Source organism: Cupriavidus sp. UGS-1 (assembly GCF_021213615.1).
Lineage (GTDB): Bacteria > Pseudomonadota > Gammaproteobacteria > Burkholderiales > Burkholderiaceae > Cupriavidus.
Genome location: NZ_JAJQJF010000002.1, coordinates 325,176 through 348,512, shown reverse-complemented (window position 1 = coordinate 348,512; position 23,337 = coordinate 325,176). Strand labels below are relative to the sequence as shown.

The following is a 23,337-nucleotide window of genomic DNA, read 5'->3' as shown; positions in this document are numbered from 1 at the left end:
AAACGCAACACCAAGCGCAACGATTGACGCGCATTGTGAGGAACATGTGAGTTTGGTACCCATCATCCTGTGCGGTGGCGCCGGTTCCCGGCTGTGGCCCGTGTCGCGTGAACTGCATCCGAAGCCGTTCATCCGTCTGTCGGATGGTCAGAGCCTGCTGCAGAAAGCATTCTTGCGCGCGGCAGCTCTGCCGGGCGTGGCGGAAATCCTCACGGTCACGAACCGGGAGCTGTTCTTCAAGACGGAGGACGAATTCCGTGCCGTCAATGAACAACATTGCGCTACCTCGTACATCCTCGAGCCGCTCGGCCGGAACACCGCCGCCGCGGTCGCGGCAGCGTCGCTGCGCGTCGCGCAGACCCATGGCGACGATGCCGTGGTGCTGGTGCTCGCCGCCGATCATCTGATCGCCAATCAGGACGCGTTCCGCGACGCCGTTCAGCAGGCCGAGGCGCTGGCGCGCGAAGGCCGCATCGTGACCTTCGGTATCCATCCGGAGTCGCCCGAGACCGGCTATGGCTATATCGAGGCCGATGGCAATAAGGTACTGCGTTTCGTCGAAAAGCCATCGCTGGAAAAGGCGCGCGAGTATCTGGCATCGCAGCGGTTCCTGTGGAATTCCGGCATGTTCTGCTTTACCGCGGGCGCCATGCTGCGCGAGCTGAAGGAGCATGCGCCGGATATCCTGCAGGCTACCGAGGCCAGCCTCGCCAGATCGCGCGTCGCCACGGCGAAGGGCTGGGCCCAGGTCGAACTGGAGCAGGAGAGCTTCGCCGCGGTGCCGGAAGACTCGATCGACTACGCCGTGATGGAAAAATGCACGCGGGCCGCGGTGGTGCCGTGCTCCATCGGCTGGAGCGACATCGGCTCCTGGGCCGCGCTGAGCGAACTGTCGAAGGCCGACGACAAGGGCAACCGCGTCGAAGGCGAGGCGCTGTTGCATGACGTCAGCGACTGCTATCTGGTGAGCCGCGACCGGTTGATCGGCGCGGTCGGCGTGGAAGGCCTGATCGTGATCGACACCCCCGATGCACTGCTGATCGCCAACCGGGAACGGGCGCAGGACGTCAAGCACGTGTTCGCCAAGCTCAAGGCGCAAGGCCATGAGGCGCACCGCCTGCATCGGACCGTGCATCGGCCCTGGGGCACCTATACGGTGCTGGAAGAGGGCCCGCGCTTCAAGATCAAGCGTATCGAAGTCAAGCCCGGCGCCAGCCTGAGCCTGCAGATGCATCACCATCGCAGCGAACACTGGATCGTCGTCAGCGGCATGGCGAAGGTCGTCAACGGCGACAAGGAGTTCTTCGTCGCGATCAACGAATCGACCTATATCCCGGCGGGCCACAAGCACCGGCTCGAGAATCCGGGCGTGGTCGATCTGGTCATGATCGAAGTGCAGAGCGGCGAGTATCTCGGCGAGGACGATATCGTCCGCTTCGAGGACATTTACGGACGTGCATGACATGGCGGAAACCGCAGCAGCTGAACACAGCTACGACACCGACGATATCACCCGGCATAGCCATAGCGACGACATGCTGGTGGGCATGCGTGCGTCCCGTATCTGGGGCACGCTGGGCTGGCATGACATCCGCCAGCGCTATCGGCGCTCGGTGATCGGGCCGTTCTGGTTCACGTTGAGCACGGCGATCATGGTGATCGTGCTGGGCGCGCTGTACTCGACGCTGCTGCAGCAGGAAATCTCGGACTATCTGCCGTATCTGGCGATCGGCCTGGTGGTCTGGCAATACCTGGCCTCCGTCGCCAACGAGGGCTGTACCGCGTTCATCGGCTCGGCCTATCTGATCAAGCAGATACGCATCCCGCTGACCGTACATGTATGCCGCATCGCGTGGCGGAATTTCGTCATCCTGCTGCACAGCCTGCCGGTGGTGATCATCCTGATGGTGGGCTTCGGTCACTGGCCGACATGGGAGTTCCTGCTCGTGCCGGTTGGCCTCGCCATGCTGCTGTTGCACGGCATCTGGGTCGGCGTCTCACTGGGCGTGCTGTGCGCCCGCTTCCGCGATATTCCGCCGATCGTGACGAACCTGGTTCAGGTGATTTTCTTCTTCACGCCGGTGATGTGGATGCCGGAGATCCTGAAGGATCGTTCCTGGATTGCCCACATGAACCCGCTGTATCACCTCATTGAAACGATCCGCGCGCCGATTACCGGCAGGCCGATGCTTTGGGAATCGTGGGCCTGGTCGTTCGGGCTGCTGATTCTGGGATTCGCGTTTGCGCAGTATCTGATGAGCCGATACCGCAATCGCGTTCCATACTGGCTGTAACATCGTGACCTCATCCATCGTTGCAAAAGACATCTCCGTCGCCTTTCCGATTTACGAGAACTCGCACCGTTCTCTGAAGAAGGCCGTGCTGAACCTGACCACAGGTGGCCGGATCGGACAGGATGCCGGCAAGCACGCGATCGTGACTGCGCTCGATCGGCTCAGCTTTCGCTTCGCGGATGGTGAGCGGGTCGCACTCGTGGGCCACAACGGCTCCGGCAAGACCACGCTGTTGCGCACGCTGTCGGGCGTCTATGCGCCCGTCAGCGGCGAACTGCATACGCGTGGCAAGATCGCCTCGCTGCTCGACGTGTCGATGGGGCTGGACCCCGACGCGACCGGATTCGAGAACATCTATCTGCGCGGCATTCTCGACGGCCTGCGGCCTGCGCGCATTCGAAGCAAGATCGACGACATCGCCGAGTTCAGCGAACTTGGCGATTACCTGAACCTGCCCGTTCGCACGTACTCGAGCGGAATGATGCTGCGGCTGGCCTTCGCCATCTCGACCAGTGTCGAGGCCGACATCCTGATCATGGACGAATGGCTCAGCGTGGGCGACGCCGACTTCAGCCTGAAGGCTGCCAAGCGCCTGGACGAGCTGGTCGGTAAGGCTTCGATCCTGGTGCTGGCGTCGCATGACCCGAAGCTGGTGGCGCGAGTCTGCAATCGGCAGATCAAGATGGAACACGGCCGGATCGTCTCGGACGAGCCAGTGGTGGCCGCAGCCCCGGCCAAGGAGGAGGCGGCGACAACGGAGGCTGCCGGCCTCGCGGCGAGCTCGGTCGGCTGAGGCGCGTCGGCGGATATCGATAACAAGGACGCCTGCGTACCGACAGGCGCCATGGAAAGCCCAACCCGACCATCGGCGGCTTTCCCGAACACAGTGCGGTCAGCCCTATGAGCGACATGACATTTACTATGCGAGCTGATCATCCCCTGCTTCGTTATGGCGAACTCGTTTTTGCTCGCCAGCCGCTGCGCACGCTGAAGGGCGTGGTCGGCGGCTATATCGGCTATCCGATCGCCGAACGGCGGGAGCGCCGCAGCGTCACGCCGAAGGTGGCGGAGCTCCGCCGCTACTACGCCAAGCCGATTGCCGAACGGCGCCGTATCGCGCAAAAGCGGCTTGGAGACATCCTGGCCTTCGCCGGCACCCATGTGCCGTACTATCGCGACCTGTTCCGCCAGGTCGGCTTCGATCCACAGCGTGCGGCCGAGGATCCGCGTCGACTGGAGGTCCTGCCTTACCTGACCAAGGACATCATCCGCGAGCAGGGCGAACGCCTGCTCTCGCGCCCGCTGGCCGAACTGCGGCACCACGCGTGCAAGACGGGCGGCTCGACCGGGCTGTCCTGCACCATCTACTACGATCAGGAAGCGGCCGATTATTCGTCGGCCGTCACGCGCTATGCGCGCGAGCGCATCGGCAAGTCGGGCCATCGATCGGAACTGCATTTCGCCTGTCGCTTTCCCGATATGGCGGTCCCGCAGTGGCCGTCCCGTGAAGACTTCAAATGCTTCGTCAATAACCGAAGCAATATCTTCTTCGACCGCATCGACGATGTCGGCCTGGAAGAGATCTGGCGTACCCTGCAGCGCCGCCGGCCGTATCTGGTCCATGCGCATCCATCGACCATCTACGCGTTGGCCTGCTATGTGCAGCGTCGGTACGGCGGCGGAAAGACCTTCGAAGTGTTCGAGTCCAGTGGTGAACTGCTCGAGCCTCACGCCAGGAAGACCATTGCGGCCGCCTTGCAGTGCCGGGTGGTCGACCGCTACGGTCTGGCCGAACTCGGCGTGATGGCCTACGAGCTCGACGGTGAACAGGGCGGCTTCCAGGTATTGGAGTCGGAGGGATGGCCGGAGTCGCGCACGGTCGAGAACAATGCGGACGGTGCGCACGAACTGGTGTTCACCGGTTTCCGCAACCGGCTGATGCCGCTGGTGCGCTATGCCACCGGCGACCTGGCTCGGGTCGAGGAACGTTCGACCGGCTTCTATCTGACCGATGTGGTCGGCCGCATCCACGACGTCGTGCCGATCAATGGCGTCGATCATCCGACCCACCATATCCAGGACATGCTGGACCACCGGGTCGGCGGGATCCAGGAATTCCAGATCGATCTGCGTACTTCGCCGCCGACGCTCCGCATCGTGCTCGAACCGTGGGCCAGTGCGGACGACACCATGGCCAAGCTCAAGGCGTTCTGGGGCGATGCCTTCACCGTGGCGTTTGTCGGCCATGACGACTTCGTGCGGGTTGGATCCCGTGCCAAGTTCCGGCATGTGGTGACTGGATGATCGGCGTCGCCTTTCCCTATTCCGCGCGGGCTGCCGGGCAACTGGTGCTCGCGGCCGTGCGCCGTTCGGTCAGCGCGTCGCAAGCGGCGGCGTTGTCGCGGGGCGCGCTGGCGTCGGTCTCGACGCTGGTAGCGGTCGATATGCCGGATGCCTGGACGGATGACCTGATCGCATGGCTCTCTCGGGGAAGGCGCAAGCTGATCGTGTTTGGCCGTATCTCCGACGTGCTGGCACGCCATCTGGGCTGGCAACCGTCCGCGCTGCCGGACGAGCTCGAGCCGGCCAGCCGCAGCGTGGCGGCACCGCGTTATGGCATGGCGGCGAGCCGTGCCGCGGTGCGCTATAACGGCGCTGCCGCGGCGCTGGGTTTGCCGGCATGGCACCGACCGTTCGAGCGCTTCGATTTTGCCGACGAGTGGAACAACCTCGGCTACGGTGCGATCCGCGCGGACGGTTCATGCTGGAGCATCGCGGTCGGCATGGATACCGGCGCCGACGAACTGGCCGCGATCGACGTCGATGGCCAGCGCCAGGGCAGCTATGCCGCGCTGGCACGGCGCGACGAAGCCAGCGTGCTGTGGTTCAACCGCGCCGCCGGCCCATGCGATTCCTGGGAATGGCGCATCGTCGAGCAGTTCCTGTCGGCGCACGGGGCGGAGACGCTTCCCTGCCATCCCGTGCTGTCCGAAGTGCCATGGGGCCATGACGCGGCCATTACGTCGCGGCTGGATTGCGACGAAGACGTCGAGTCTGCACGCCCTTTGTGGGACGCTTACCGCGAGGCCGGCGTGCCGTTTTCCCTGGCGGTTCACACCAGCACGCTGGAGGACGAGCGCCAGCACGGGCTGCTGCGCGAACTGGTCGCCCAGGGCGGTGCCGTGCTGTCGCATACCGCGACGCACGCCCCGCAATGGGGCGGCAGTTACGAAGCGGCGCTGCACGAAGGCTGGGCCTCGGCGCACCGTCTGCACGCGGTCACTGGCCGCGAGGTCCGCTATGCGGTCTCGCCGTTTCACCAGACTCCGCACTACGCCCTGCAGGCATTGGCCGATCTCGGCTATGCCGGCTGCATCGGCGGCATCATCCGCAACGACCCCGAATTCGTTCTTGCGCGCGGCGGCGAGCTGGCCGATCTGCCGGCGGGCTTTGTCGGCCACAGCCAGCAATGCATGCTGCACGGGGACTGCTTGCTGGCGGAAGGGGATCCGCTGGCCGTATATCGTGAAGCCTTCGACCGTGCCCATGCGACCGGCACGCTGTTTGGCTATCTCGATCATCCCTTTTCCGCCCGCTATGCCTATGGCTGGGCCGATGAAGCGGCCCGCATCGACGCCCATCGACAATTGATCGCACATATCCGCGCGCGGGCACAGTCGCCGCTCTTCCTGCACGAGGAGGCGGCAATGGATTTTCTGCAATATCGCGCCCGGGCGTCGGTGCGCGAGCAAGAGGGCGCCTATCGTGTCGCCGTGCCGGTCGGCGCATCGAACGGACTGCAACTCGCGGTCGAGTATCACGGCCGCCGGATGTGCGCGACCGGATGGGAGGCATCGCGATGAAAGTCATGGTCGTGATGGGCACCCGTCCCGAGGTGATCAAGCTCGCGCCTGTCGTCGCGGCCCTGCGCGAAGCGGTCGACGTCACGGTCTGCAGCAGCGGTCAGCACCGCGAAATGCTCGAACAGGCGATGTCGTACTTCGCGCTGTCGCCGGATATCGGCCTCGATTGCATGCGACCAGGCCAATCGCTGAACGGTCTGGCATCGCGCCTGCTGGCGGAGCTGGACGAGGCAATCGCCGCTCAACGGCCCGACTGGGTGCTGGTGCAGGGCGATACCACCACGGCCTTTTGCGCGGGCCTCGCGGCGTTCCATCGCGGCGTACGCGTCGGGCACGTCGAGGCCGGCCTGCGCACTGGCGATCTGGCCAGTCCCTTTCCCGAGGAGGCCAACCGCAGCCTGCTGGGCCGCATCGCCGCGCGCAACTTTGCGCCGACCCGATCGGCCCGCGCCAACCTGCTGAACGAGGGCGTCCGCGCCGATACGATCGTCACGACCGGCAACACCGTCGTGGACGCGATCGAAATGGTGCGCGCCGGCTGGGCGGGCCATGCACCGGAGCTGCCCCCCGAACTGCGCCATGGCGGTCCGCAGGTCCTCGTCACGTGCCATCGGCGCGAGAACTTCGGCGACGTGATGCTCGGTATCTGCACCGCACTGCGCGAACTGTGCGGCCGCTATCCCCACCATCGCTGGATCTTCCCCGTGCACCTGAATCCGGCGGTGCGCGAGCCGGTGTTGCGTGAACTGGGCGACGTTCCGAATCTGTCGCTGGTGGAGCCGGTCGACTATCCGACCAGTCTCTATCTGATCAGCCGCAGCGACCTGGTCGTCAGCGATTCGGGCGGCATCCAGGAAGAGGCGCCGACCTTCGGCGTGCCGGTGGTCGTGATGCGCAGCCATACCGAGCGGCGTGAAGGCGTCGATGCCGGCTTTGCGACGCTGGCGGGCCAGGATCCGCGGTCGATTTGCGCGGCGGTTGCGGACTGGCTCGATGCCCCGCAGCGTGTCGTCGCGTTGCGCGATCGCGCCAATCCGTATGGCGACGGTCGCGCGTCGGCGCGTGTGGTCGCGAGCCTGCTTGATCGGCCGATGGAGGACTTCGGTGGCTGAGGCGATCGACAGGTCCGAAACGGCGAGCGCCCGTCAATCCGCGTCGGCGATAACCGGCGCGGAAGCGGGCGATTGCGTGTTGTTCTGGACCGCCGATTGGGACGAGCCTTACTGGACCAACAAGCAGCATATGTCCTGCGAGCTGGCCGGACTCGGCTGGCGGGTCTTGTATATCGAGAGCGTGGGCCTGCGCAGGCCCCGCATGGCGAGCGGACGAGACTGGAAGCGCCTGTGGCGACGGCTCTGGCGTGGCGTGCAGTCCGTCGTGATCGGTCCACCACGGCGCCGCGACAATATCTGGGTGCTGTCGCCGCTGATCGTGCCGGCGAAGCATCATTGGCCCGTCGTTCGCTGGATCAATCAGGCCCTGCTGCGACATGCCCTGGGGCGATTCCTGCGGGCCAGGCGTTTCGCGCAGCCGCTGGTGTGGACCTACCACCCATACATGCAGAACGCGATCGCCGACATGCCGCGCGGTCCACTGGTCTATCACTGTGTCGACGATCTGTCGGCGGTGCCGGGTGTCGACGTGGCGGCGTTCGATGCCGCCGAGCGCAGCTTGCTACAGGCATGCGACCTGGTCTTCGTCACCGCGCGCGCGCTCGAGGACCGTTGCCGCCCGTTCAATCCGAACACGTATTTTCTGCCCAATGTGGCGGACGATCGCCACTTCGGCAAGGCGCTGGCCGCCGGACCGGTGCCCGACGATCTCGCTGCCATTCCGACGCCGCGTCTCGTTTATCACGGCGTGCTGTCCGACTTCAAGGTCGACTTCGCGCTGCTGCTGGAGGTCGCGCGTCGGCGTCCGGATTGGCACTGGGTGCTGATCGGCGAGCAGCGCGAGGGGCAACAGAGCCAGCTGGTGGATGCACTGGCGGCCTTGCCCAACGTGCATCTGCTCGGCTACCGCAGCTATGCGCAATTGCCCGACTACCTGCGCGGCATGCAGGTCGGCCTGCTGCCGACACTGATCAACGATTACACCAGATCGATGTTTCCAATGAAGTTCTTCGAATACCTGGGGGCCGGCTTGCCGGTAGTGTCGACCCCACTGGCATTCACCGAAGGCGGGCCGGCCGGCCTGGAAATCGGCGCCGATGCGGACGCGTTCGAGGCGGCGATCGAGCGTCAGCTGCGGCGCGGACGGTTGAGCGAAGAGGAGGCCCGGCGCTTCGTCGGCGACAACACTTGGCGGGCCCGCACCGCGCGCATGCTCGGACGCGTCCGTACGTTGGAGGCCAGACCATGAAGGTGATGTTCGCCACGTATCCGATGGCGTTCCATACGCCGGGCGGCGGGGAGATCCAGCTGCTGGCCTATCGCAAGCATCTGCCCGCGCATGGCGTCGAAGTTTCGCTGTTCGACCAATGGGCGCCGCGTTTTCTCGAGCACGATGTGGTGCACTTCTTCTCGTGCATTGGCGGCTCGGTGCACTTCTGCCATTTCGTCAAGCAGTTGGGGTTGCCGCTGGTCGTGTCGACCAGCCTGTGGATCACCGAAGGGACCCGGCACCTGTACCCAGTGGACGAGATTCGTGCCCAGCTTGCGCTTGCGGACCGGGCCGTCACCAACTCGGATATCGAGAGCGACATGCTGGCCAGCGTGCTGGACCTGCCGCGCTCGAAGTTCGCCACCGTCTACAACGGCATCGACGAGTTCTTCCTGCAGAAGGTCGGCCCGGAAGGGTTTCGGCAACGCTTCGGTATCGACGGTCCATTCGTGTTGAACGTCGGCAATATCGAGCCGCGCAAGAACCAACTGGCGCTGGTGCGCGCGATGAAGCGGCTGCCGCAGTGCAGACTGGTCCTGATCGGTCACCAGCGCGATCCGGGATATGCGCGCCAGGTGCTGGAGGAGGGCGGCGCGCAGGTCAGTTACCTGGGACCGATGCCGCACGACGAAACGCTGCTGTCCGCGTACACCGCATGCGAACTGTTCGCGCTGCCCAGTACGTTGGAGACGCCCGGCCTTGCGGCGCTGGAGGCGGCGGCGCAGGGTGCGCCGCTGTTGCTGACGCGGGAGGGTTCGTGCCAGGAGTATTTTGGTGACCGTGCCGTGTACGTGGACCCAGCCTCGGTGGACGCAATCGCCGACGCCATCAGCGCGATGCTGTCGAACGGCGGGCGCGCGGGCGCGCGGGAACAGGCGGACTCCGCGGCGTCCTCGTTCCGGCTGGAGGGGTTCACCTGGTCGTCCACGACGGCGGCGCTGCGCGATGTCTACCGGCAGCTGATCTAGCCTCATGACGACCGACGCAGCAGATACGTCGCAGACGCGCCGCAGATACGCCGCAGAAACACAGAACGGCCATACGCCATTAGAACGATGATGAAACCCAGTTTCGCTTCCATCCCGCAGAGCAGCGCCAGGCCGCGCGTGCTGATGGTCACCCATGTGATGCCGTACCCGCCCGCGGCGGGCAACGAGATCCGCATCTACAAGATGCTGTCGTGGTTCCGGCACAAGGGATATGCGGTGACGCTCGTGCTGAAGCCGCTGGGCGACACCGAGGTCACCAATCAATGCATCGTTGGCCTGCGCGAGGTCGTCGACGCGTTGCATGTGTTCGACAATCGGATCGTGCTGCCGCGGCCCGGAGGCACGATGGCCAAGCCGGTGCAGGTCGATACCGATTTTGCAGACGCCGAGCTGTCCCGCATCCAGGACGGCTTCTGCCCCGACTGGTTTGCCGCCGAAGTGGCGCCGATCGTGGCCGCGGTCCGTCCGGACGTGGTGATCGCCCAATACGTGTTCATGAGCCGTATTCTCGAACTGCCGGAATGCGGGGATGCGCTGAAGATCATCGACGCCCATGATCTGTTTTGCCGCAAGCAAAAGACGGTGGAACAGTACGGGATCAAGAACTACACCCTGAGCCTGACCGAGGCGCAGGAAAGCGCCTTGCTCCGCCGCGCCGACATCGTGCTGGCGATCCAGAAGGCCGAGCAGGACGAGCTCCGGCAACTGGTGCCGGAAGTCGAGGCGCTGCTGACGTCGTTCGATCTGGACATCCATCATGGCGATTCCGCCGCGGTGGTGGCGGACCAGGTGCTGATCGTTGCATCGAGCAACGAATTCAACGTCAAGGGAACGCAGGACTTCCTTGACTATACGTGGCCGCTGGTGCGTGCCGCGCGTCCCGGCGCGCGCCTGCGGGTGATCGGCAAGGTGTGCCAGTTCGTGCATTGCGACGATCCGACCGTATCGCTGCTTGGATTTGTCGAGAGTCTCGAAGCGGAATATGAGCAGGCTGCGGTCGTGGTGAATCCCTGCCGCGTCGGTACCGGCCTGAAGATCAAGACCATCGAGGCGCTGGCGTGGGGCAAGGCGCATGTCGCCTGGCCTTCCGCGGCGGACGGACTTCGTGAGCTCGGCGACGTGCCGGCGGTGATCGTCCACGACGCGGTGGCGTTTGCGCGCGAGATCGTGGCCCTGCTGGCGCGGGAGCCCGAGCGCATCGCGCTGCAGCAGTCCGCTCACGCCTTCATCGAACAACATTTCGGTTCCGAAAGCGTTTATTCGGCCCTGACCGGCCGGATCGACGCATGCCGCAACCACGACATCGAACAGGTGCCCGCTTGACCAGCAAGATCGCCATCGTCATTACCTTGCCCGAGGCTGCCCAGCCCGGGAAGCAGGCTATCGCCTGCCTGAGCGCGCTGGCCGCTGCGTCGCTGCGGCAGCTCGTCGGGCGCGTCCATGTCTTCGTGCCCGCCGGCGCGGCGCCGATCTCGGACGACCCGATCATCGATACGATCCCGGTGCGGGACGCCGGCGATTACATCGCACGGTTGAACCGCGTCGTGCATCCGCTGGCGGAAGCCGGCACGCCGGTGCTGTTCACCGCGCCAGAGTACGAGTTCGACGGGGAGGCGGTCGCGCAGCTGCTGGAGGCGCTGTCCGCGGATCCGCTGTATGGGTTTGCCGTGCCGCGCACCAATATCGGCGGTTCGGCGCCGGTTCCGCGCCAGGGCGGAGACGAGGCGCTGACCGGCCGCGAACCGCTCGCGCCGTTTCTGCAATCGTTGCCGTCGCGCTGGGGCGGGGGCATCGTCACGGGCGCGCCCGTGCTCGTGCGGGGCGACATGCTGTACCACTTCGGCCGGCTCGACGGCAAGGACCAGGGGCTGGGCGATGCGCTGGGGCGGCTGTTCATCCGTGCCAACCGCCGCGGCTACAGCGCCGTGGTCTGCAATCGCGCGTTGTTCTTTGCCGCCGAGTCGGGGCCCTATCCGGGCGCGGCGCAGCCGCCGTCGATCGAACGGGCGGCCGACTATGCGCGCGCCATTTCGCGCCGTGCGGAGTTTCCGGAGCAGCGCTGGGAGGCGCTGCTGTGGCAACGGCTCAAGCCGAAGGCAATGCGTACGGTCCTGTTCGACATCCGCAATCTCGCTCCCGGCTACAACGGCACCGCGCAACACATCCTTTCGCTGCTTGACCCGATCGTCAGGCTCGCCGACAGCTTGTCGGTGACTCCGCGTTTCTGGGTGCTTCCGGAGGCCGCGCAGTTCCATGGGCTCGACCGCACCATGCCGGACGCCCTGATCCACACGATGCCCGACGATGCCATGTTCGATGCGGCGATCCGTCTGTCGCAACCGTGGAGCTTCAGCGAACTGCGCGACCAGGCGCGTCGCTCGACCGTGAATCTGTATCTGATCATGGACGCCATCGCCTGGGACTGCCATTACATCCGCATGCCGCATATCGATGGCGTATGGCGCGCGGCCGCCAGCTATGCCGATGGCTTCGTCTTCAACAGCGGCTATACCCGCAATGCGTTCCACGAGCGCTTTCCGGCGTCGCGCGAAGTGCCGAGCGCCATCTCGTACTGCTCGCTGGATCCCGCTGAATACTACGCACCGCCAACGGTGGGAGACGGACCGGAAGGCGAGCCCTATGTGCTGGTGGTCGGCAACCAGTACTACCACAAGGGCCTGCACGAAGCGGTGCGCGTGCTCGCCGCTGGCTTTCCGGAGGCGCGGATCCGCGTTCTCGGCGAAGTGGGCGAGCAGTACCCCAACGTCGAGCAGCTGCCTTCTGGCATGTTGTCCAACGAAGCGGTCGATACGCTGTTCCGCGAATGCGCCTGCCTGGTGTTCCCGTCGTTCTATGAAGGGTTCGGTCTTCCCGTGCTGAAGGCGCTGTCGTTCGGCAAGCCGGTGATCGCGCGGCAAAGCCAGCTGATCGACGAGATCCGCTCGCGCGTCAGTCCGGTCGACGGCATCGTGCCGTTCTCGCGGCGGACCGAATTGCTGCAGGCGGTCAGCGAGGTGCTGGAGCGCAAGGAACACTGGCGGAATTGCCAGACCCAAACGCAACGGCCCGCCCAGGTCTTCGGTTGGGAGGCGGCTGCGCGCGAAGTGCTGTCGCTGGTGGACGCATCGCTGCGCGACGCGGATGCCGGGCGCTGCCTGCAGCGGCTGGAGTTCCTCTATCGGATCGACCAATTCGACGTGGAGCGCGCGGGATGGGCCAACGCGGCGCAGAACAAGGTCATCTTCGAAGTGGAGATGGAAGAATGAAGCTGCTTACCTTGTTCGTCCGCTACGGCGATGCCGACTACCAGGGCGCATTCAAGCGGCTGTGCCAGCTTTACCAGCGCATCGAAGGGCTCGACTATGATGCCGTCCTGATCGACACAGCGCTGCCCACGGACCTGACGGTGAACCTTGGTCCGAACATCGTCATGATCGGCGGCGACAACTCGCGCCGCGAATTCAGCGGCTGGGACACCGCGCTGGCGCGCTTTCCCGCCTTGCTGGATGGTTACGACCTCGTCCATATCGTGACGTCCGCCTTCGAGAACGAGTACAACGGCTTCTATCCGTACATCAATCGGCAGATGTTCGACTATGCGGCAAGCCACGACGATGTCGTGCTCGCGCATATCGATGCCTATCCCGACGCGGTGCGGCAGTTCGGGCGCAGTTTCCAGACGTGGGGTTGTTCCAAGTTCCTGATCGCGGTCCCCGAGCGGATCCGCAAGCTCGGCAGCTTCGTCGGCCGGTTTGGCCCGGAGGCGCTGTTCGCGCCTTCGTCCGACCGCCCCTTCCGCGAAGACGCGCCGTTGTCGGCAAACTACCAGTCCTATCTGCTGGAATGGCTGACCGGAGACGGCCTGCCGCACGGCAAGTGGCATTCCGTGTTCGAGCTATCGCCGCAGAACCTGCAGCGCTTCCAGGCGAAGGCAATCTCGATTCTCGACGAACATGCACTGTCGATGCGGCTGCGCGAAACCGGCGCTCGCATTGTCGACTACACGTGGCTGCATTCTCGCGGGCTCGAGCAGGATGTTGGCAGCATCCCGGATGAAATCCAGCAGGTGCAGGAACGCAACCGATATCTGTTCGACAATCCCATCGTCGACCGTGGCCTCGATCTTTCCGACCATCGGCATCATCGGAGCCTGTCGACGCTGTTCCAGCGCCGGCAGAAGAGCGAGACGCCGTTCGGTCGCACTCCGGTGCTCGAGGCGTTGTGGCTCGGCAACCGTGTGCTGCGATCCCAGTTCGATCTCGACGATCCGCTGCACTGCGCCGCCATCCATCTGAACCAGGGCGTCGCGATCGATGGCGAGCAGCGCGACTGGCTGGCGCGCCCCGATACCACGCTGCCGCAGGACTGCTGGCTGCCGCTGACGCGCGGCCTGCATGCCATCTATCTCGCCCGTGACGACCTGCGTGCTTCGTTCGATCTGGCCACCCGCGGCGGCAGGCACGGCCTGGTGTCATGGTGGCTGCTGGAAGGCCTGCGCGATGCGCGCTACGTCGGCTTCATGCGCGACGACATGTACGCGCGCGTCGATGAAACCGTGGTGCAGGACCAGCCATTGCCCATCACCTGCGGCTTGCACGCGATATGCGAGGCTCGCGACGATTTGCGCGAGCAGGCCGACCTGTCGACCGAGGCCGGGCGGCGTACGCTGCTTTCCTGGTGGATGCTCGAAGGCATTCACGATCCTTCGCTGAGGACATGCATGCCGGCGGCCCTGTACGCGGAAGTGTCCACGCAGGTCGACCAGGATGCCGCCATTCCGCTGACACGCGGTTTGCTGGCGCTCAGGGTGGCGCGGCAGGATTTGCGGGGCATGGATACCGCCACGCGCGAGGGGCGTGAGCGGCTGGCGTCGTGGTGGGTGCTGGACGGCCGCCACGAATCCCAGCCCGTCTGCATCGTGCGGCCTGAAGAGTATGCGGCGGTTGACCCGGCGATCGTGCAGGACGCATTGCTGCCCATCACCAAGGGTCTGCATGCCGTCTGCAAGGCGCGCACGGATCTGCGCGACCAGATCGATCTGGCCACGCCTGAAGGCAGGGGCAAGCTGGTCCAGTGGTGGATCCGCGAGGGCGCCGGAACGCCGGCGTTCGACGGCTTCCTGCCGATCGCCTTCTATCACGAGCTGGCTCGCGATATCGCACAGGATGCACCGCTGCCGATTACGCGCGGCATGCAGGCCCTGCACGCCGCCCGGGACGACCTGCGCGAATTCGCCGATCTGGCGAGCAGGGAAGGGCGCGCGGCTTTTGTCTCGTGGTGGATTCGCGAGGTGCCGGGCAATGCGTTCCTTGCCCAGTTGATCTCCCGCGACCAGTTGCAGCAGCCCGACACCGCGGTGACGCAGGACCAGCAGGTTCCCATTACGCGGGCGATGCGAGCCCTGTACACAGCTCTGGCCGGCGGGCCTGACACCGACAAGATCTTGTCGAAGGCAGAGGGCCGCGGTGAACTGGTGGCATGGTGGAGCGAGCTGTTGCTGCGCGGCGCGGTTCCCCGCGCGCTGCTGCCCACCGACGCAACACTGGGCATCTCCGACCCGACGCAGCCCGGCAACGAACGCGACGTGGTGCATCCGCTGGCCGCGGCCGCCTATGCCCAACGGTCCGATCTGCGTGATGCGTTCGACATGGGCACGGCCGAAGGCCGTCTGGCGCTGAACTTGTGGCTGTTCAACTTCGGCAAGTACGAACTGCGCCTGCATATCGAGGATGAAGAGTCGCAGACGCATGAAATTCGGCCCGCGCAGCAGGCCGCGGCAACCGGCAAGTTCCTGCGCGGCGGCGTCAATATCGTGGGCTTCGGGCGCGGCGAGCTGGGCATCGGCGAGGACGTCAGGATGGCATCGCTCGCGCTGCGCCATGTCGACATGGACCTGTGCGTCCCTGCTATCCCGCTCGCGATCGGGGCGCGCCAGCAGGATCTGTCGCTGCGTGCCTATGAGGTCGACGCGCCGCTGTACAACACCAATCTCGTGTTTCTGCCTCATTACGAGACGATCCGGCTGCTGGGCGCCACCGGCGAGAAAATGTTCGGCGACCGCTACAACATTGGCTGCTGGCAGTGGGAGTTGCCTGCCTACCCTCGCGGCATGGAGCTGGCGTTGGAACTCGTCGACGAAATCTGGTCGAGCACGCGCTTTACTGCCGAGGCAATGCGCGGCGCCACCGACAAGCCTGTGCTGGTGATGCCGATGGCGGTCGCGCTGCCGCCGTTGAGCCGCGCCTACACCAGGACGGAGTTCGGCCTGCCGGAAGACGCGTTCGTCTTCCTCAATATCCTGGACGGTAATTCCAGCGTCCATCGCAAGAATCCGCTGGCGGTCATCAAGGCGTTCCAGCGGGCGTTCCCCCCGGGTACGCCCGGTGTTCACCTGCTGTTCAAGACGATGAACATGGGGAATGCGCCGGGCCAATGGGCCGATGTGCTGGCGCTGTGCCGCGACGATCCGCGTGTCTCGATCATCTCCGAGGCCATTGCGCGCGAGGCGGTGATCGGGCTGCAATCGGTCTGCGACTGCTTCGTGTCGCTGCATCGTGCCGAAGGCTTTGGCCGCAATATCGCAGAGGCGATGCTGCTGGAGAAGCCGGTGATCGCATCGGCGTTCTCGGGCAATACGGACTTCACCAACGACACCACCGCGTTCATGGTCGGCGGCGAAGCCATTGCAGTTGGCGCCGGCGAGTATGCATTCGCGGAGGGGCAGCATTGGTGGGATGCCGACGTCGAATCGGCGGCGTCGCAGATGCGGCGCTGCGTCGAGGACGAGGGCGAGCGCCGGCAGCGTGCGCTGGCAGGCAAGCACTTCGTGCTGGCCCACTATTCGCCGGAAGCGGTGGGGCGCAACTATCTCGAACGGCTGCAGCAATTGAACGCGGCGGGCAAGGAGGGCGCATGACGCTATTCATCGCTGCACCGGACATCCACGTCGGGGACGCCGTGGGCAACCACTGCCTCGGTATCGCCCGCGCCGCCGAGCGGCTGGGCATACCGGCGCGCGCCTGCGCGAAACACTTCACGGGCGACGTGGAACCGCTGGATACGCTGTTCGAGCAGATCCAGCCGCAGGATACGCTGCTGGTCAGCTATTCGATCTACGATCCGATGCTCGAGCGGCTGCTCGCGCTGGGAAATCGCAAGCTGTGCTATTTCCATGGCGTGACCGAGCCGGAGCTGCTGCGCGAATTCGAGCCCGTCACCGCGGATCTGTGCGCACGCTCGCTGGAGCAGTATCCGCTGCTGCGCCAGTTCGATCTGGTAATGGCCAATTCCCGGCTGACCGCGGCATCGCTGTCACCGCATCTGCGGACCGACGAGATTCTGGTAATTCCGCCGGTATGGCCGGATATGCCGCTGTTCCGGCGTATCCCCGCCGGACAGGCCGACCCCACCGGCCCATTGACGCTGCTCGTGGTGGGACGGGTCGTTCCGCACAAGCGGGTCGAGGATGCCATCGAGATCCTCGCTCTGGTTCGAGAAGCCGGTGTCGACGCGAAGCTCGAAATCGTCGGCAGCGCGCCCAACGGCGTCTATCTCGCTTTCCTGCGCGAGCGCGCGGCGCAATGCGGCGTGGCCGAGCACGTCGACATCACCGGCATGATCGACGACGAAAGCCTGTTCGCGCGCTTCGACCGCGCCGGCGCCTTGCTGTCCGTCAGCCAGCACGAAGGGTTCTGCGTGCCCGTGCTCGAGGCCATGCACCTGGGCGTGCCGACCTTCGTGCGCTCCGGCACGGCGGCGAGCGAGGTCGGCGCCGATGCCACGGTCTCGTTCGACCGCCTGGACGACGCGCCCACGGCGATCCTGCAGATGCATCGCGATCCGGGGCGCCGTACCGCCATGATCGAAGCGGGCAAGCGGCGCGCGGCGGCGGTGCTGGCGCAGGCCGACGACAAGGCCCTCGCCGCGGTGCTGTCGGTGCCGCGCCAGGCCAACAACTTCTAGCTGGATATCATCTTGTCCGATCCTCGTGTATTGATCACCACCTACCACCAGGCGTTTCTGGTGCGTGGCGGCGGCGAGTACGAAATCTTCTCGGTGGCCGACAGCCTGAAGCAGCGCGGTCTGATCGTCGACATCTATGGCCCTTATTCCAGGGACATGGACAACTACGATGTCGTGCTGCATTTTTCGGTGCACGGAGGCGGTATCGAGTTGCTGCAGGAATTGAAGGCGACCGGCAAGCCGGTGGCACTGTGGCCCAACCTGTGGGTTCGGGACATCGGCAACGCGCCGGTCGATCTGGTCAATCGGCATGTCGATCTCGCCGATGCGGTGATCTTCAAGTCGGACGCAGAGCTTGCGCACTTCCGCGAGCGCTTCCGGCTGCCTGCCGAGAAGGAGCACCGCGTCACGGTCGGCGCCGACGCCGCCTACATCAAGCGGGCACCACAGGGCCTGTTCCGCAGCCTGTATGGTCTGGATCGCTACGCGATCTGGTTCGGCGTGATCGAGCCGAACAAGAACCAGCTGGCGGCGATTCGCGTGCTGCGCGAAAAGGGCATCCCGTTGGTGCTGGTCGGGCGTAGCCGCGAGGAAGCGTACTTTCGCCAATGCAGAGAGGCCGGCGGCGACAACGTGCTGTTCATCAAGGGGCTGCCGCAGAAATCCGAAATCGTCCGCAGCGCGCTGCAGGAAGCCCTGTTCTATATCGAGGTTTCGCATGAGCCGCCGGGGTTGTCCGCCATCGAGGCAGGCTTGTCCGGCTGCCGTCTGCTGTTGAGCGATTCTCCCTGGTCGCGCGAGCACTTCGGCGATCATGCGGTCTATGCCGATCCCGCCAGCGACGACGCCATCGCCGCTGCTGTCGATCAGGTACTGGCGCTTCCCGCCGATACCACGTCGCTGGTCGATGACATGCGCCGCTTCTGCCTTCCCGGTGCGATCAATCCTCTGATCGACATCCTGCGGAGCATTGCCAGATGATGCTCTATCTGGTCCGCCATGGCCGTTCCGTGGCCAACGATGCCGGGCTGGTGACCGGCACCACTGCCGACGAGCTCGATGCCATCGGCCTCGCGCAAGTCGAGCGGATGGCGGCGTGGTTCTCGCGTGCCGGCATTGTCGCCGATCGCTACGTGACGAGCCAATGGCGCCGCGCCCAGCAGACCGCGCGCGGGCTCGTGCCCGGCGTGGAGTGGGAGGTCGACTCCCGGCTGGGCGAGACCGACGCCGGCGAGGTGGCCGACTGGCAGCTTGCCCGCTTTGTTGCGCAATGGCCGGACTTTTATGCCGATCCGGGCAATCGCTATCCGGGCGGCGAGTCGCATCTCGCGCTGAACGAGCGCGTGCTGGCCTGGCTCGATGAACAATTGGCGCGGCCGGTCGACGCCCTGATGGTGGTGGCCCATTCGGGCCCGATTTCTTGCATCCTGCAGCATATCCACGGCGTGGGGATGGAGCGCTTTCCGGCCTTCCTGCCGGCCCATGCCAGCCTGTCGGCGATCGAAATGGTGCGCGGCGACGATGCATGGCACGGCCGACTGCTCGGATTCGCGCTGGGCCCGCTGGAAAACCTGCCGGTCTCGATCCATGGGGCGCGGGGGAGGGCGGCATCGTGAAAGTCGTCGCCTTGCATCGCGAGTCGCATGTGGCACAAGGCGTGCCGTCGTTGTCCGTCGCGGCCCGGATCACCGAGGTGCTGGAGTACATGGAGTCGCGCGGCCAGCTGGTCTTCACGGCGATTTCCGAGAACGACGAAGCGGCGCGCAACGGCGTCAATTGGGCCGACGTGCTGATCCTGAGCAAGCACAGCTCTCAGCGCGCGCTGGACCTCGTCCGCCATGCCCGAGCCCGGGGCGTGCGCGTCATCTACGACATCGACGACTGGATCTTTTCCTTTCCGAGCTATAGCGGCGCCCAGGCGCATAACAGCAAGGTCGCCCTGATCCGCGACATTCTCGCCCTGTGCGACGTCGTGACGGTGGCGAACCCCGTCCTGCTCGACAAGGTCCGGCCCTATGTGCCGGAACCTGTGCTGGTGCCGAACGGCATGTGGGTGGAGAAATATGCAGCGGGCGTGGTCGAAGAAGCGATGCCGCCGCGCATCGTCTTCACCAACGCGGACTTCCTGAAGATGCAGAGCGCGAAAGACATGCTGCTGACGGCGCTTCAGGTCTTTTTCCTGCGTCACCCGGACTACGCGCTGGACTTCTATGGCGACCCCTTTCCGGAGATGTTCTCATTGCCGTTCCTGCATTTCACCAACCGGATGCCGTATGCCGACTATATGCGCGCGCTGGTTTCGGGCCGCTACCAGTTCGCGATCACCCCGCTGGGCGGCAGCGAGGACGTGGAGGCGGCCGAGTTCAATGCCTGCAAGAACCCCTTCAAGTATCTGAACTACGGTACCGCGCGCGTGCCGGGCATCTACTCGTCGGCACCGATTTACCAGGGTTGCGTGATGCCGGAACGCACGGGGCTGCTGGTCGGCAACGACTTCCAGGAGTGGGTGGACGCCCTCGAGCGCCTTGCCGGCGACCGCGCGCTTCGGCACCGGATCCGCGATGCGGCGTTTGACGACGTGATGCGCAGCCACCACGTGGAGGCGAGCGCCGCCGCGCTCGCCGCGGTGCTATGAGGCCAGCGATGATGGGCGCCTCCATCCCGGCAAAGGGCGAGCGTCGACCGCTGCGGGTGCTGCACGTGTATCGGACCTATTTCCCGGACCCCCCGGGGGGGCTGCAGGAAGCCATCCGGCAGATCGCGCTCGGTTGCCAGCCGTACGGCGTCGAGAGCCGCGTCTTCACGCTCTCGCCGACCCCCACGCCATCGGAGATCGCTCTCCCGGAAGGGACGGTGCTGCGCAGCCGCTCCTGGGCGGCGCCGGCGTCTTGCGATCTCGGCGGGATCGGGTCCGTGCTGCGCTATCGGCGGGCCGCCGACTGGGCCGATGTGGTGAATTTTCATTTTCCCTGGCCGTTCGGGGACGTCCTTCATCTGCTCGGCGGCAGCAGCCGTCCCGCGGTGATGACGTACCACTCCGATATCGTGCGCCAACGCATGTTGGGCCAGGTTTACGGCCCTCTGATGCGCCGCACGTTGCGCGCGATGGATGCGGTGGTCGCGACATCGCCGGCCTATGCCCGGACCAGCGAGGTGCTGAAAGCCAATGTTGTACCGCAGCGGCTGCGCGTCATTCCACTCGGCATGGCCGATCTTGCCGAAACGGCGCCGACTGCCGGCGAGGCGGAATCGCTGCTGCAGCGTTTCGGCCTGGGCGGACGGCCGTTCCTGCTCGCGCTGGGCGTGCTGCGCTACTACAAGGGGCTGCATTCTCTGATCGAAGCGGCGCCGGCCATCGCTGGCGATATCGTCATTGCCGGGTCCGGTCCGGAGATGGAGCGGCTTCGCGCGCTGGCAGCGCAGAAGGGTGCCACCAACGTCCTCTTTGCCGGCCAGGTCTCCGATGCGGAAAAGGCCGCGCTGCTGCGTGGCTGCCGCGCGCTCGTGCTGGCTTCGCAATTGCGGTCGGAGGCATTCGGCATGGTACTGGTGGAGGCATCGATGTTCGCCAGGCCGATGGTCTCCTGCGAGATCGGCACCGGCACGTCCTATGTCAATGCCGATGGCGTGACGGGTTTCGTGGTGCCGCCGGAATCGCCTGCCGAACTCGCGGCGGCCGCTTCCCGCTTGCTCGATGACGGCGCGCTTGCCGAACGGATGGGCCGCGCCGCGCGCGCGCGCTATGAGCAGCTGTTCTCCGGCGCGGCACTGGGGCAAGCGTACAGCGATCTCTATCAAGAGGTCGTGGCGGCTTGCGCGGCGGGCCGGTCCACGCAACGGGCCTAACGCGGCTCTACGCAAGGACGGCAATCATGGAGGCGCGATGGAACATGTTCTGTTGACCGGCTCTGGCGGATTCGTCGGCGCGGCGTTGTTGCGTGCGCTGGAAGCCGTCCACGTGCAAACGACCTGTGTGGTCCGCGGTGGCACAGGGCGGCCGGCGGCGCAGCGGCACGAGCTCGTCGTGGCGGACGACTTCGCCGATATCGAGTCGGCATGGCCGGACTCGCTGCGGCCGGATTGCGTCATCCATCTGGCGGCACGGGTCCATGTCATGCGCGATCGTGCGCCCGATCCGCTTGCCGCCTTCCGCGCGACCAACGTCGAAGGCACGCTGCGTGTGGCCCGTGCCGCGGCGCGGGCGGGGGCAAGGCGCTTCATCTATGTCAGCAGCATCAAGGCGGTGGCCGAGATCGATCCCGGGCGTCCGCTGCGCGAGAGCGATACGCCGGCGCCGGCCGATCCCTATGGGATATCGAAGCGGGAAGCGGAGCAAGCGCTGGCCGAGCTGTGCCGGGATCACGGAATGGAATGGACCGTCGTGCGTCCGCCGCTGGTCTACGGCCCGGGGGTCAGTGCGAACTTCCGCAGCCTGCTTGGCGCGGTGGCGCGCGGCGTACCGCTCCCGCTGGCATACGCCAATGCGCCGCGCAGCCTGGTCGCCGTCGACAATCTGGCCGATGCGCTGCTGGCCTGTGCGCGTCACCCCGCCGCCGCCGGCAAGATCTTCCATGTGTCCGATGGCGAAGACGTCACGGTGGCGCAACTGGCGCGGCTGATGGGCGACGCGCTGGACCGGCCCGCCCGCCTGGTGCCGATGCCGTTGGCACTGTTGAAGCTGGCGGGGGCGCTGACGGGCCGGCGCGATGCCGTCGCCCGGCTGGTCGAGCCACTGAGGGTCGACAGCACCAGGATCGTCGGCGAACTGGGCTGGCGCCCGCCACTGACGCTGCGCGAGGCACTGAAGCAGACGGCGGACTGGTATCGGCAACGAACCGGGGGCGAGATCGCGCATGCCGTTCGCTAGTCTCCTGCTGCCTCCCGCGGCGCTCGCCTTCGTCGCCAACGCGGCACTGCTCTATCTGTTGCTTCGTACCGGCCTTGCATGGCGGCTGGCCCTTGACGTGCCGAACGCGCGCTCGCTGCATCAGCGTCCGACGCCGCGGGTCGGGGGCGTCGGCGTGACGCTGGTCAGCGCGATATCGATCGCCGTGTTCGCGCCCGCGTTGAGCGCACTGGCGGGGCTCGCGCTGGCGCTCGGCATGCTGTCGCTGGCCGATGATCGATGGGGCATGCCGGCGCGCTACCGCTTCGCCGCGCATTTGGCCGCCGCCGCCGCCTTGCTGTGGCTGCTGCCGCTGCCGTCCGGGCTCTGGATGCTAGCGCCGGTGCTGGTGGTTGCCGTCGTGTGGGCGGTGAACCTGTACAACTTCATGGACGGAGCGGATGGCCTGGCCGGGGGCATGGCCGTCATCGGCTTTGGCGCCTACGCCGTTTGCGCCGGTCCCGCACATGCCGACCTGGCCGTCGCCTCGATCACCGTGGCCGCCGCCGCCGCAGGGTTTCTGGTCTTCAACTATCCGCCGGCGCGCATGTTTCTCGGCGACGCAGGCTCGGTGCCGCTCGGCTTCCTGGCCGCGGCACTTGGTTACTGGGGCTGGCAGGAACAGGCCTGGCCGTTCTGGTTTCCCGCGTTCGTGTTCGGTCCGTTCGTCGCCGATGCGACCGTCACCTTGTTGCGGCGGCTGCTCAATGGAGAGCGCTTCTGGGAAGCCCATCGGACGCACTACTATCAACGGATGGTGCAGATGTCCGCTGGCCATCGCAGCGTGGTGCTGCGGTGGTATGTCCTGATGCTGGTCGGTACAATTCTGGCCGTCATGTCGGTCGACATGCCCGGCTGGAAAGCAGGTGCGGTGATGGTGACATGGGGATTGCTGCTGATCGGTCTTGGCCTGACGATCGATCGTCGCTGGCGTCAATTCAAGTCCGGTTAGATTTACCGAG

Annotated in this window: 18 protein-coding genes; all 18 read left to right on the top strand. The window is 65.6% G+C overall.

Features of this window, described 5'->3' with window-relative positions:
- The first annotated feature begins 46 nt into the window (after positions 1-46).
- The 18 genes from LRR16_RS04140 (at position 47) to LRR16_RS04055 (ending at position 23,327) form a co-directional block, all read left to right on the top strand.
- On the top strand, positions 47-1,462 hold the full coding sequence (locus tag LRR16_RS04140) for a mannose-1-phosphate guanylyltransferase/mannose-6-phosphate isomerase (RefSeq protein ID WP_232204869.1): 1,416 nt from the start codon (positions 47-49) through the stop codon (positions 1,460-1,462).
- A gap of 1 nt (position 1,463) precedes the next feature.
- Positions 1,464-2,294 (top strand): ABC transporter permease, encoded by an 831-nt coding sequence (locus tag LRR16_RS04135; protein ID WP_006575880.1) that lies wholly within the window; start codon positions 1,464-1,466, stop codon positions 2,292-2,294.
- A 1-nt stretch (position 2,295) separates the two neighbouring features.
- On the top strand, positions 2,296-3,087 hold the full coding sequence (locus LRR16_RS04130) for an ABC transporter ATP-binding protein (protein ID WP_043441848.1): 792 nt from the start codon (positions 2,296-2,298) through the stop codon (positions 3,085-3,087).
- Positions 3,088-3,215: 128 nt separating this feature from the next.
- Complete coding sequence (locus tag LRR16_RS04125; RefSeq protein WP_232204868.1) at positions 3,216-4,598, top strand: phenylacetate--CoA ligase family protein; 1,383 nt, start codon at positions 3,216-3,218, stop codon at positions 4,596-4,598.
- Entirely contained in the window at positions 4,595-6,157 is a 1,563-nt protein-coding gene (locus LRR16_RS04120; RefSeq protein WP_232204867.1) for a polysaccharide deacetylase family protein, read from the top strand. Before LRR16_RS04125 ends, LRR16_RS04120 begins: the two co-directional genes overlap by 4 nt.
- On the top strand, positions 6,154-7,269 hold the full coding sequence (gene wecB, locus LRR16_RS04115) for a non-hydrolyzing UDP-N-acetylglucosamine 2-epimerase (protein WP_232204866.1): 1,116 nt from the start codon (positions 6,154-6,156) through the stop codon (positions 7,267-7,269). The genes LRR16_RS04120 and wecB overlap by 4 nt, the downstream gene beginning before the upstream one ends.
- A 130-nt stretch (positions 7,270-7,399) precedes the next feature.
- Positions 7,400-8,518: a glycosyltransferase gene (locus LRR16_RS04110; RefSeq protein ID WP_232204957.1), complete on the top strand. Its 1,119-nt coding sequence runs from the start codon at positions 7,400-7,402 to the stop codon at positions 8,516-8,518.
- Complete coding sequence (locus tag LRR16_RS04105; RefSeq protein WP_232204865.1) at positions 8,515-9,507, top strand: glycosyltransferase; 993 nt, start codon at positions 8,515-8,517, stop codon at positions 9,505-9,507. Before LRR16_RS04110 ends, LRR16_RS04105 begins: the two co-directional genes overlap by 4 nt.
- Before the next feature lie 87 nt (positions 9,508-9,594).
- Positions 9,595-10,851 carry a glycosyltransferase family 4 protein gene (locus tag LRR16_RS04100; RefSeq protein ID WP_052511439.1) on the top strand — a complete coding sequence of 419 codons (1,257 nt, stop codon included), beginning with the start codon at positions 9,595-9,597 and terminating at the stop codon, positions 10,849-10,851.
- The gene (locus LRR16_RS04095) at positions 10,848-12,794 is read left to right on the top strand and encodes a glycosyltransferase family 4 protein (protein ID WP_232204864.1); all 1,947 of its coding nucleotides are present in this window, start codon (positions 10,848-10,850) and stop codon (positions 12,792-12,794) included. The genes LRR16_RS04100 and LRR16_RS04095 overlap by 4 nt, the downstream gene beginning before the upstream one ends.
- Positions 12,791-16,444: a glycosyltransferase family 4 protein gene (locus LRR16_RS04090; protein ID WP_232204863.1), complete on the top strand. Its 3,654-nt coding sequence runs from the start codon at positions 12,791-12,793 to the stop codon at positions 16,442-16,444. Before LRR16_RS04095 ends, LRR16_RS04090 begins: the two co-directional genes overlap by 4 nt.
- Positions 16,441-17,490 carry a glycosyltransferase gene (locus LRR16_RS04085; RefSeq protein ID WP_006575871.1) on the top strand — a complete coding sequence of 350 codons (1,050 nt, stop codon included), beginning with the start codon at positions 16,441-16,443 and terminating at the stop codon, positions 17,488-17,490. Before LRR16_RS04090 ends, LRR16_RS04085 begins: the two co-directional genes overlap by 4 nt.
- 12 nt (positions 17,491-17,502) lie before the next feature.
- Positions 17,503-18,471 carry a glycosyltransferase gene (locus LRR16_RS04080; RefSeq protein ID WP_023264925.1) on the top strand — a complete coding sequence of 323 codons (969 nt, stop codon included), beginning with the start codon at positions 17,503-17,505 and terminating at the stop codon, positions 18,469-18,471.
- Entirely contained in the window at positions 18,468-19,106 is a 639-nt protein-coding gene (locus LRR16_RS04075; protein WP_023264924.1) for a histidine phosphatase family protein, read from the top strand. Before LRR16_RS04080 ends, LRR16_RS04075 begins: the two co-directional genes overlap by 4 nt.
- Positions 19,016-20,125 carry a glycosyltransferase gene (locus tag LRR16_RS04070; protein ID WP_157072052.1) on the top strand — a complete coding sequence of 370 codons (1,110 nt, stop codon included), beginning with the start codon at positions 19,016-19,018 and terminating at the stop codon, positions 20,123-20,125. The genes LRR16_RS04075 and LRR16_RS04070 overlap by 91 nt, the downstream gene beginning before the upstream one ends.
- Positions 20,126-20,175: 50 nt before the next feature.
- Positions 20,176-21,336 carry a glycosyltransferase gene (locus LRR16_RS04065; RefSeq protein WP_043441885.1) on the top strand — a complete coding sequence of 387 codons (1,161 nt, stop codon included), beginning with the start codon at positions 20,176-20,178 and terminating at the stop codon, positions 21,334-21,336.
- Between the two features lie 37 nt (positions 21,337-21,373).
- Positions 21,374-22,357: an NAD-dependent epimerase/dehydratase family protein gene (locus tag LRR16_RS04060; RefSeq protein ID WP_006575865.1), complete on the top strand. Its 984-nt coding sequence runs from the start codon at positions 21,374-21,376 to the stop codon at positions 22,355-22,357.
- A complete protein-coding gene (locus LRR16_RS04055; RefSeq protein WP_006575864.1) occupies positions 22,344-23,327 on the top strand; it encodes an Undecaprenyl-phosphate N-acetylglucosaminyl 1-phosphate transferase in 984 nt (327 codons plus the stop codon). The genes LRR16_RS04060 and LRR16_RS04055 overlap by 14 nt, the downstream gene beginning before the upstream one ends.
- The last annotated feature ends 10 nt before the right edge of the window (positions 23,328-23,337 follow it).